General features: G+C 54.1%; 4 protein-coding genes. 1 reads left to right on the top strand and 3 read right to left on the bottom strand.

Annotated features, from left to right (window positions below; translation table 11 throughout):
• Positions 1-7: 7 nt before the first annotated feature.
• The gene (locus tag MK110_17325) at positions 8-646 is read right to left on the bottom strand and encodes an SOS response-associated peptidase (protein ID MCH2213069.1); all 639 of its coding nucleotides are present in this window, start codon (positions 644-646) and stop codon (positions 8-10) included.
• 64 nt (positions 647-710) lie between these two features.
• Here MK110_17325 and MK110_17320 point away from each other — a divergent pair, with 64 nt between their 5' ends.
• Entirely contained in the window at positions 711-3911 is a 3201-nt protein-coding gene (locus MK110_17320) for an error-prone DNA polymerase (GenBank protein MCH2213068.1), read from the top strand.
• A gap of 41 nt (positions 3912-3952) precedes the next feature.
• On the opposite strand, the gene MK110_17315 is transcribed toward MK110_17320, so the two are convergent.
• The gene (locus MK110_17315; GenBank protein ID MCH2213067.1) at positions 3953-5155 is read right to left on the bottom strand and encodes a tetratricopeptide repeat protein; all 1203 of its coding nucleotides are present in this window, start codon (positions 5153-5155) and stop codon (positions 3953-3955) included.
• Between the two features lie 613 nt (positions 5156-5768).
• A complete protein-coding gene (locus MK110_17310) occupies positions 5769-12212 on the bottom strand; it encodes a right-handed parallel beta-helix repeat-containing protein (protein ID MCH2213066.1) in 6444 nt (2147 codons plus the stop codon).
• Positions 12213-12722 lie beyond the last annotated feature (510 nt).

The following is a 12722-nucleotide window of genomic DNA, read 5'->3' as shown; positions in this document are numbered from 1 at the left end:
ACAGGAGTTACTCCGGACGATGAATTGTCATGACATCCCAAGAGAGCGGCTTCAGCAGATCTTCAAACTGTGCTCTCTCAGATATCCCGGGATTGCAGTACCGAGTCACCTGATTGAGTTCGGTCAGGATCACTGGTTGTCTCAAACGTCCTGTTCGATTTGCCGCAACGAGTGGATTGGCATTCGTGGTCAGCATCGTGCACGACCTCACCGATTCTTCTGCGTCCTTCCAGTCGTCCCACAGACCGGCAAAATACATGAGGCCACTGTCGGTCGTGTAACGGGCTTCGCCTCCGTCTCGATATGGCTCATAAAAACAACTTCCCACCACGACACATCGCTGAAACGCAAACGCCCGACGAAACCCCCAGGTGCTGTGAGCCGTTTCACTGCGAGCGTTGAAGCGTTGCCGCTGGTAATTTTTCCTGGTCGCATACTTTGCGGACGGTCTCCAGTGCGACGGCAACCAGCCCCACTGGCGGCGCTCGATGATCCACTCAGCGAGCGCCGGATCACGCCGCAGGATCAGCACGTGACTCATGGGATAGCAATCGGCGTCCGGAACCGAATCCGTACGAATCTGAACCGGTCCGAACGGTTCAACAATCTGTTGCAGGTTTGATTTGACGTTGAACCGGTGACACATCTCTGCATGTTAATTCGAGTTCACATCGTGTGCCAGCTGTCGACCGGTCTGTCAGAAAGTCACCATGCCCGATCAACCAACTCCCCGACGCCAACCCACCCGGCCTTCAAAAGGCAAACCAAACAAAAGCTGTTATGCAGAACTGCACTGTCGCACAAATTTTTCGTTTCTGGAGGGAGCTTCGCATCCCGATGAACTGGTCAATCGAGCTGCGGAACTCGGACTGACGGCTCTGGCAATTACGGATCGCAATAGTGTGGCCGGAGTTGTTCGCGCTCATGTTGCCGCAAAAGAAGCAGGATTGAAACTGATTATCGGTGCCGAAATCACCCCGAATGAGGGGCCTCCGGTGGTCCTGCTGGCCGGCAATCACGACGCCTACAGGAAACTTTCCACCCTCATCACACATGGCCGCCGGCAGACCGCCAAAGGTGATTGCCAACTCACCTTTGATGACGTCCATCGGCATGCCGATGGACTTCTGGCCTGCGTTCCACTCCGGCACTGTTTTGCTGATGGTCACTGTCTTACTGATGGTCACAGCCTTGCTGACAGCCACAGCGTCTGGCCGGATCGATACCGGGAGTGCTTCGGTGACCGCTGTTATGCACTGGCGGAACTGCATCGAGGTCCTGACGACAGACGACAGCTTGATCGCACAAGACAACTCGCAAAAAGGGCACACCTGCCTCTGGTTGCTTCGAACGATGTGTACTATCACATCCCCGACCGGCAGCCGTTGCAGGATGTGCTGACAGCAATCCGACACGGCTGTACGGTCGCAGAGCTGAGGAATCGCTGTTTCCCCAATGCGGAACGTCACCTCAAATCAGCTGCGGAAATGCAGCAGTTGTTTGCCACCGTGCCCGAAGCAGTCCTGCGGACACGTGAGATCGCTGATCGCTGTTCGTTCTCTCTGGATGAACTGCGTTACGAATATCCTGAAGAACTCTGCCCCGACGGCCGTGCCCCCAGTGACTATCTGGAGCAACTGACATGGAACGGAGCCCGTGAACGCTATCCGAACGGGATTCCCTGCCATGTCGGTGATCAGATCAGCCACGAACTGCAACTTATCCGGAAACTGAAATACGAAACATATTTCCTCACCGTATGGGATCTCGTCCGATTTGCCCGCGGCCGAGGAATCCTCTGCCAGGGACGAGGTTCGGCCGCGAACTCCGCAGTCTGCTACTGTCTGGGTGTGACCGCCGTTGACCCGGATCGATTTGAAACACTGTTCGAACGATTCATCAGCCAGGAACGCAACGAACCACCCGACATCGACATCGATTTTGAACACGAACGCCGTGAAGAAGTCATCCAGTACGTTTACGGCAAATACGGTCGGGACCGGGCGGCCATGACAGCCGAGGTGATCACCTACCGAGCACGTTCTGCAGTACGCGATGTCGGGAAAGCTCTGGGGTTCTCCACCGACAGGATCAGCCGACTGTCCGGCCTGTGCGATCGCACGGTTCCATCCGAATCATCAACCGAATGGATTCGGGAAGCAGGCCTGGATCCCGGGACTCGTGGGTCACGTCAGTTTTTACACCTCGTCGAAGCCATTCAGCATTTTCCCCGACATCTGTCACAACACGTTGGCGGTCTGATTTTTACGCGTGGCAGACTCTCAGAACTGGTTCCGATCGAAAATGCGTCCATGCCGGACCGAACCGTCGTGCAGTGGGATAAACAGGATCTGGATGCGCTGGGGATTCTGAAAGTTGATTGTCTCTCACTGGGTATGCTGACAGCCATTCGTAAGTGCTTCGATCTGATTCATGGATTTGAATCCGCACAGACCACGGACAGCAGACCACTGACTCTGGCAACAATTCCGGCAGAAGACCCGGCTGTTTATCGAATGATTCAGCGAGCAGATACGATCGGAGTGTTCCAGATCGAAAGTCGGGCACAGATGAGTATGCTGCCTCGATTGCGACCACGCTGCTTCTACGATCTGGTCATCGAGATCGCCATCGTTCGTCCGGGACCGATTCAGGGAAACATGGTGCATCCCTATCTGAAACGCAGACAGGGACTTGAAGCCGAAACCTATCCGGATGAACGGATCCGATCTGTCCTGAAACGCACTCTGGGAGTGCCGATTTTCCAGGAGCAAGTCATGAAACTGGCGGTAGTGGCCGCCGGGTTCACTCCCGGTGAAGCCGACGAACTGCGTCGTGCTATGGGGGCCTGGCGGCGTCAGGGGATCATCGATCAGTTTCATCGCAAATTTATCAACGGCATGATCGGCAACGGGTACGATCTCGAATTCGCCGAACGCGTATTCGATCAGATTCGCGGCTTCGGGGAATATGGATTTCCGGAATCACATTCCGCAAGTTTCGCACTGCTGGCATACGCCAGCTCGTGGCTCAGGTGTTATCACCCGGCGGCCTTTACGGCAGCTCTGCTCAACAGTCAGCCCATGGGATTCTATGCACCGTCGCAACTCGTACTCGACGCACGGCGGCATGGTGTTGAAGTGCGTCCGGTCGATGTCTGCTACAGCCAGTGGAACTGTACACTCGAACAAACCCGAACTTCAAAACCAGCTCTTCGTCTCGGCTTCTGTATGGTGGCAGGCCTGCGCAGATCGGTTGCCGAATCTATCGTTCGAATTCGGAATCTGCAGACGTATGAATCATTCGACGATTTTCGTACCCGAACCAGACTGGATTCGTCTGTCCTGTCACGGCTTTCTCAGGCCGACAGCTTCCGCTCGTTGAATCTGTCCCGTCGACCGGCTCTCTGGAAATCTCTTCCGGATCTGCGTGGTCAGCCACTGTTTGATGATCAGCAGCAGGAGGAAACACCAGCCAGTCTGCCTGGGATGTCAAACATGGCTGAAATCCTTGCAGACTATCGAACGACCGGTCTGTCTCTGAAAGGTCACCCGCTGGGATCCATCCGGCCAAAACTCCGGCAGTTCGGTGTGATCCCCGCCTCTTCCCTGAAACACCGCCCACCGCACCGGCGTGTTCACGTAGCAGGAATCGTCCTTGTTCGACAGCACCCGGGTTCAGCTCACGGTGTTACATTTGTAACGCTTGAAGACGAAACCGGCACAACCAATCTCCTGATCCATCCCAACGTGTGGAACCACTTCCGTACAATCGCACGTACCGCCTCAGTCTTACTTGCACGAGGGATCCTGCAGAAGGAATCAGGAGTGATCCATGTGATTGTTGATTACCTGGAAGACCTGTCTGCGACAGTCAAAGGAGGACAATACCGTTCCAGAGATTTTCAGTGATCCGCGGATCGTTCTTGCTCAGATTTTGAAAGCATGCGGCATCAAAATGCTTCCATTTCCGGAAGAGCTCCTGTTTCGTCCTGAATTAACAGCGGTTGAGACGAAATGGATGTCATCGGCACCGACTCACCGGGGGTCTGACCGAACGACAGGTCAGGAACGGGGTCCTGCATCGGCAGTGATGGCGGCGTGGCGACGGGATGTTGTGAGGGAATTGGTTTCAGGGAAACGGCTGCTGCCATAGGTAATCCAAAACCCATCCCCATCGGGCTGGAATGAGACGCAGAAACCAATCCAGCTGGATTCACTCCGGCTGGCGGACGGCCGTTTTGTTGTGCCGGGGCAACAGGCAACTGCCCGAACTGTGGTCCCGCCGGACCAGGCTGCTGCCCGAACTGTGGATGATTGAAGTGCGGACCAGGACCAAACGGTGCCCGAGCCAGATGTGGCTCAGGGAATTGAGTACGAGGAACAGCTGGCTGACCATACGGAGACATGGGACGGGCCATTTGGAAAGGTGGTACTGAACGATTTGCCAAATCAGGTTGAAATCCCTGAGGCCCCGCACCACGTGCCATAGCGACAGCATTCACCGGGTGCCCGGGACCGGCACTGGCCACAACACTCGAAAGTTTTGAATGAACCTGAGGCTGATTCCAGTCGGCCTGCAGGGACTGCTGATACATGGCAATGGCCTGATCCGTTTGTCCACTGTCCTGATAATACTGCCCAAGGTGTGCCAGCGCCTGAGGATGTCCGGGATTCACCTGAAGTGCCTGCTGCAAAGACTGCGCAGCGGCTTCCTGCTGACCAAGCTGTCTGTGCAGCCAGGCCAATTCCAGATGTGGTTCAGCGACATGTGGATGAGTCGTCGCCCAGTGAGACAGCATGGAGGTTGCTTCCTCACCGCGCCCGTGGGCAACCATCAGTTCAGCCAGACCATGCCAGGAAGGCTGGTGATCGGGAGACGTGGCCAGATTGCGCCGATACACAAGCTCGGCCCCGGACACGTCGCCCATTTTGTATCGGGTTTTGGCCAAATTTGCGGTGTAGTCCCGATTGTGTGGAGCACTGGCAACCGCTTTTTCGAATTCAGCCGCTGCCATTGCGTAATTGCCCTTTTCGTAGAAGGCCTGCCCCGATGAATTCATCACGTAGCCGTTCATGGAACGACAGCCCGTAACGGCACTCAGAACCACGAAACCGACGAAACAGATCGCAAATGGGGCGAGACTGCAGCGCATGAGAGGATGCCTGTGAAAAGCAGCGAGATGTTGAGAAGAGAGAATCGAAACCGCAGAATGGCTTGAAAACCGGAAACCACACGGTTGCGAGAGGAGTCGCAGAATACGCGGTACTCGGTCTGAGCCGCAACAGCGAAATCACCTGTGGATTTTCTGCAATTCTCAGTGCTCAGCTGCGAATCGGCAGAAATAGCCGATCGCCCTGCTGAATCGGTCCACTCGGCCGAAATACGCACGAATCACGAGCGTGCAATAGTCCGGAAATCCTGCAGCAATCCTCTAGCGACCTGTGTCTTTCACCCTGTTTTTTTCAAACGGGAGAGTACGGGGTCAGCACCAGCAACCAACAGCTGGAGTCGAGTGCGGTCACCGATGTTGCCAATTTGCTGATACGCTGCACGCCAGTCCTGTGAACGATCCTGATTGGCAATACTGCCCGCACCGTACTGGTGGTCAGCGAGTACACCACAGACATAAAGTGGTCATTGTGCCGTCCATTGTCCACCAACCATCGAGCCGTTGTCTGCCGGCACGTTGAGTGACCAATGAAAAACGGCATCCGGAAAGATTCGGATGCCGTTCTTTGATTCAGGTCAGCAGTGCCGTGGTTTGGTCAGTCAGCATCTCCAAACGGATCTTCCGGCCACAAAGGTTCGGTCTGATCATTTAGAATTTGGAACACGCCAAAGAGCGCTGGAATGTCTTGATTCACACCCAACTCGACAAAGGTGTTGGTCGCCAGATCACCGGTAGTGGGATCGGCAATATTATAACCATCGATCTTGAAGAGCTCAGCAGAGCGTGGCCCGCCCTTCTCTGCATCCGACGCGTACAGTGCACCGACCGTATTCAGGTTAACCTGGTCGCCAACGTTGTCTGTGAATCGCATGTCCAACAGGGCTCCGTCGTCCAGGAAGACAACATCGTACTCAATAGCATCGGGAAAGGTTCCGCCACCTTCATTGTCGATTGAGGCAAACGGTTCCTCTTCCGTTGACCGGAACGAGTTGGTGAACAGATCCGCATCAAGGTTGCCACCAAAGGTGTTATCCCGAACATCAGCACCCAGGTAGGATCCTGTTCCCACAAGAATGTGCAGCCCGGTACCGAGGACGGTATTCGTACCATTGTTCTGGATGGTATTGTCGGTAACCGTCAACAGGGTATTTTGCACTGTTTGCAGGTTCAGATAGCTGCCGGAGAAAAGTTCGTCCGCATCGACGGCTGAGAAAGGATTCGCAAGAATATTTGCCAGCACGTTGGCAGGACTCAAGTCAGTATTGTCCTCAAGAGTCGGATCGGTCGCTGGTGGTACCGGTGGTACGACGATCGGCTCCAGGTAAACGAATCTGTTTTGGTTCATGTCCGTATCTGTTCGAATGATTACTCCGTGCTCACCATTTGAGCTGATGATGTTGTCGGTCAATGCAATCTGATTAATGCGATCTTCATTACCGACAATCGGATCCGGACGCAGGTTTGTCCTACCGTTGAAACCATTGAGCCGAATATTGACTCCGTTGCGGATGTTCCTGGTAATCATATTGTCAGCCACGTTGATAACCGGATTAGGACCACCGGTGAAATTGCCGGGAATCTCTCCCACACCAGCTCCACCAGTGTCATCCAGATCGGCAAAGTTCAGTCCACCCGTGGTCACAGGTTCCCCCGGCGGTGGCGTAAACGTCAGTTCCCCGTTTTCGTTATATCCACCACGGATGTTCATGCTGATTCCATCACCCTGATTTCCTGCCTGGACACCAGCGTCCTCACCACCAATCTGGTTGTAGGAAATCGTGATCTCAGGTGCTGCTATACCTTCAAGCGAAATCGCAATGCCATCGTCGCCGTTGTTCTGAATCCTGTTGCCCTCACCGGGTGCTCCGCCGACGACAAGATCAACGCTGGAAGCATCAGTCGCGTTGTAAGCGATTCCGTCGCCGTCGGTCACATCGATATCGTCATTTCCATTCACATCGCTACTTTCTGATGCACCAGCGACCGAACCTGTGATCACAGAATTCATGACGTTGACGTCGCCTGTCGCTGACCCGGAAGCAGAAATCAAGACACCATTGGTTCCGTTGTCCTGAATGAAGGTATTGCCCGTATCAGCGGTAATAACAACATCCACAGTGGAACTACCAGAAGCATCGACGTGGATACCGTTGGCCCCGTTGTTCGAATAGTTAGAGTCGCCGTTGGTGTTCAGAGCCGCATGAGCGCCAGAGGATGTTGGAACCAGGGTACTGGTCACTTCAAACAGAATATCGGAATCTTCAGTTGCCGTGGCCCGCAGTCCGTCGCCACCGTTGTTAGTTGCTGTGATGCCGTCAAAGACAACCTGACCCAACGCAACTGAGGGGTCTCCGAATGAAGAATTCTCTGAGGTTTCAATATCGATACCCTGTGCAGCGTTGTTGCGAACAAAGTTACTGCTGCCGTTCGCGTTCAACTGTGAGTCACCGCGAGTACGGAATGCCACTCCGTTGTTACCGTTGTTGTCAAAGATATTGTTGTCCCATGTCACAGAGTTGATCGTACCGGACTGGGGCTGATTGACATTGGTTCTGTTGGTCCCCTGAGTATCAACGTCCATCCCGTCGTCGGCATTTCCGGTCACCGTATTGTTTAAGATATCTGCCAGCAGCAGAGAGCTGTCTCGACGAATGAATTTGATGCCGTCTCCAGTAAACAGCGGATCCGAGCCGGTCGTCGTGCCGGTAATGATATTCTGGACAACACTGACATTCGCCAGGCCGGTTCCTCCAACAACCAGACCAACCCCGACACCTCCGTTACCGGTAATCGTGTTGGATTCGTCGGTGACGGGTGTTCCAAATGGTGCGGTCGTCTGACCAATGGTGAGATTCAGAACATTGTTCTCCTCAAATCCTGCTGCAGGAGGTCCCGGCGGAATATTGTTGAATCCGCTGAGTTCCGCAAAAATCCCGCCCGTCTGGTTACCCGTAATCGAGTTGCCCTGAATCACAAGATCCATGGCCTGCCCGGTGTTGGGCACAGTCTCGTCCACATTACTGTTTGCAAAGATTCCGTGACCAGCATTCTGGTCAATTGTATTTCCGGCAATAATGCGATCAGCTGTTGTGCCAAAGTCGATCGTCCCGCCACGTTCGATCAGGAACGAAGCACCGTTCCCGCCGTTGGTACTGATATTGTTGTTCAGCAGATTGCCCACAACGGTGCCCCCATCCGCCACAGCAGCCTGGAACCCGTCGCCTGTGCCGTTCGTGATGGTGTTGCCCTGAGCAAACATACTTCCGCCCAGCAGGTTCATGCCCGTTCCACCAACAGTGTTGTCGGCATTGATAATGGCGCCAGGACCGTTGGCCGCCAGTCGGACACCGATCCCATTTCCTATGATGTCGTTGCCCTGAATCGTGACATCTTCGGCCACAGCCGTATCATTCATTTCGATATTCAGGCCACGGTTCGACGCACCGCTGATGGTGTTTTCAATAAAGGTCGACGGGCGAAGGCGAGCAGAATCATTGGCAACGATGGTGATACCGTTCGCCTGTGGGCCACCGGCCGCTCGAAGGCCGACGGCATTTGCCAGCTGCTCTATAGTGTTCTGTGTAAACGGCGCCTCACCGGGGATCTCTCCGGGATTTGTTCCGGAGAACGCGAACTCACTCACTTCCAAAAGTGACTGCACTGGGAGGTCGAACGCCGGAGTTGCCATGAGTGGAGCTGCACCGGTCGGAGTAACAGCACTCGATGCCAGTATATGCCGCAGGGACAGTGTATGTCCCAGTTCGTGTGACGTGACCAGTCCGATGGCGCGACGTGTGAATGTAAGATCTCCGGAGGTCAGTGCATTTACCGCATATCCCGACAGTTCACCATCCAGAATGACTGCCGTTGGATCGTTAAACGCATCAGGCGGAGTCAGCAGCGGAGAAAACGAATTGATGGCGTTTGTGTAGACTGCCGCGGCAGACTGACCAATCCCCTGGGCAACGCCACCAAGTCCCTGCCCCGGTCCCTGTCCCGCCGCATTGCGAATGTTTCCAATATCGGCAGCCTGACCTGCCAGGCCGCCAAGATCCTGAGCGCTGTCTCCGATCGTTACTGCGTAATACTCTGTCGCGCCATTCGACGGAGCAACACCGGCGTCCCCGATTACAAAGTCAATATCCAGACCGAATCCATCCGGAATAGGACTTCGGTTATCAGTACCAACCGTTGGAATTGAGCTGTAATGGTTTTGAACAGTATTCAGAATTGCGTTTGTGACAGTGTCAAAGTCAGCCGCTGCAAAACCATAGGCTGTCACATCGAACGGGTTCACAGTGCGACCAAGGGCGTCGACAACACTTCCCTGCCCCGGGTCGATGAAGTCAAGAACAATGGTCAGGCTGGCTGGTCCTGAACCACCGCCCGTAATTGTATTGAACAACGCATCGATTCCGGCCGTTGAACTGTCCTGAAGATCGACACCAATTCCGGCTCCGGCATTGCCGCTGAACGTATTGCCCAGCCCTGCAAAAGGCCCTCCAATATCAAAGTCACCGGTGCTGGCGTCTTCACCGAACAGGCACAAACCGACAACTCCGTTGTCATTCATGGTATTCATGACGATGCCCTGATCGAGCAGACCGTTGCCGTTGATATCTTCAGCTGCCGCGATGAACCCGTCACCGTCCAGGTCTTCGGCGGGATCAAGAACACCGTTGCCGTTGGTATCTTCACCAGGATCAAGTATTCCGTTACCGTTGATGTCCTCAGCAGGATCTAATATTCCGTTACCGTTGGTGTCCTCCGACGGATTAAGAATTCCGTCACCATTCACGTCCTCGGTCAGCGACGTGATCGTGCCACCGTTGAGGAAATTCAGTAAGGCTCCGGTTTCCAGGTTTGAGCTAAACGTGTTTTCTCTCATGCTGACCAGCTCAATCGTCCCTCCGTCAGCACGTCCGATGAAGCCGTTGAATGTATTGTCAGTGGACGTGTTTCCTTCAACCACAACATCAATCGTAGCACCCGCATCTGCAATCACGACGATTCCGTCCCCACCTGCAGAAACCTGATTGTCAACGATTCCGGTGGCTTCAACAGCACCAGGTCCAAAGACCGGCACTGGAAGACCTCCGGGGCCCGGAGGCGCTGCAGGATCGGGTGGCAGCAGACCAAATCCCAGAGGATTGTCTGCATTGATCGTACTTCCGGCGCCAGCCCTGACATAGAGCCCGGCACTCGAATTGTTTGTGGCCGTATTTTCCCGTACCCGCAGATCCGACGTGGAACCCACAGTCGTCGTAACCATCAGACCGTCTGTAGAAACTCCTGCCAGACCGGAGAACGTGTTTTCGTCAAACAGCAATGCACCACTGGCTCCCGGCAGGTTTGCACCAATCGTGTAGTTGGTGAATGTATTGGAGGACAGGAGAATATTGTCGAACGGCGCAGGCGCATCGATCCCCAGACCAAAGTCTGTCCCCATTTCATCTGCGGCATTGATCTGCAGCCCATTCACACGTACCCCGTCGGCTATTCGAAGAACAGAACCACCAGCCGTTATTGTTGGATTGGAAATCAGTGGTCCCGCGGCACTTGTACTTGCCGCAGGAATTACGAACGGTGTTCCTGCATCAACAAACAGTACAAAATCCTTGTGGGAAGAAAAGATCGCCTGATTCGGAAACAGATCCAGTCCCCCGTCTACTGTCAGGTTGGTTCCGGTTTCGTCCACACGTGGCGTGATGCGGATTCCATCGACTGTTGCACCGTTAGCGGCAGCCGCCATTTCCAGTGTCCTGAACGGTGATTCTACTGTTCCCTGGCCATCAGTCGTCGCATTCGGATCAACAAAGTTGAGGAACCATGGCAAGCCCGTATCCGGATTGATTTCTGCCGCCGTGACGATTGATCTTTCTACTTTCGTATGGATCGGGTTCGTTCGGCGAACCGGATCTGTCAAACGTTCCTGAACTTTCAAAGGCCGCAAAACGCGCCGCTGACGTGCGTTGGGCAGTATGTATGCAATATTGACCCAACTGTTGGATCCGAAGACTTCGTCGTTGGTGTAGAACACATTCGCTTCCACAGATTCTGTAAACTGAACCTGAAACTGAGCTGAGAGCCCCAGAGCTTCCTTCGTCCCAAATTCGCTGGTCAGATAGTAGGACCCCAGGAAGGTCTTGGCACCACGTTTTCCAAGCCACGGAATAGGTGTTCCGATTTTCCAGTCCACTCCCTGGTAAACATTCTCACGTGTTTCACTGAATGAGCGAACCACGTTGTTGCCTAACAGTGACAGCCCCGATATCGGTGTCCTGGAACTCAACACACCGTCTGAACCCGTATTCACATAACCATTGACGATGAAGTCGAAATACCGGCTAAGATATTCCAGGCCAAAACCAGCACGCGTGTAGTAGTCGCCCAGTTGCCCGGTGCTGTCGTAGTCCCCAAAGAAATTCATACCCCAGATGGCGTTCCGGGATTGATCGAAGTGACGCAGGATGGCTCCGTAGTTGTAAAGATCGTCTCCTTCATCGGTCAGCGAGGCCGAAACGGTTGCTGCCAGAATCGTGGTATTGTCCACGAGATGATTGGGAATGAACGCATTGAATCTCGTGAACGAATTCGGCATCCCCAGACTGTCATCGATGTTTTGTTCAAACGTAAGTTGAGGTCCGAACAACTGATGTGGATGAAATGCCTGGCTGCCGACGATTTGCCCGGTAACCCCGTTGCTTTGGGCGATGAACTGTCCCGCATCCATGAAGACAGGACCATTGCCGCCATTTAGTGTGACCTCTCCCGGCGCACTGCCGTTGAGCTGACCGGTGAAGCCACTACCGTTCATGAGCTTGATCTGTCCGGCCGGTTCTCCGCCGTTGGAATCAGCTAAATCACCATTCGGCGACGTTAGTAATTCCGGTCGGCTGTCGCCCGTGGTGCCATCATCGGGAGCGACTGTCATTCGAAAGACACCAGGCTGATCTCCAACGGAGACGTTCGCCGCCAAAGCGAAGGCAATACAGCTTGCAGTCAGACAGACAGACGCGAATGTTCGTGTCGTTTTCATCGGTGGTTCCGATCGATCCGTAATTGCAGACGATACCGGTCGTAGCGATACGCGCGGTTATCCTGTTCGATCGGAACTCCAGCTATCGCTGGTTGAGTTAAAATGTGAGGGTTGTGTCGATCTTTTCTAATTTTTGCTTCACATCGATTGTGGTTAAACTCTTCAATAATCGATGTTTACGTCTACATTTAGATTTCTGATCACTTGTGCGACGAGAAACAAAGCCCAAAGAAACTGCCGATCCTGTCGAGGAGTCGGCAGTTTCTGCCGATTCGGAAGACACCCGATACCGTGACCACGGTGTTTATGGCCACTTTCGAGGCACTACCAGGTACACCCGGTACGCAGATCCACCATGGCCTGAAGTTCTCTCGGAAGACGATTCGGCAAGATCTGCCGAGTGGTGAAACCCTGGTGAATTCGTGAAACCAGCCCTCCCGACGAAAAACAGGGTGGCTTCGGCGGGTATTTCGGAAATCGGCGGGCATCTGCAGATAAGCGGTCTTCCGC

The organism is Fuerstiella sp., from assembly GCA_022447225.1.
Taxonomy (GTDB): Bacteria; Planctomycetota; Planctomycetia; order Planctomycetales; family Planctomycetaceae; genus S139-18.
The sequence above is the reverse complement of the archived record's forward strand: the minus strand, read 5'-3'. Positions and strand labels throughout refer to the sequence as shown.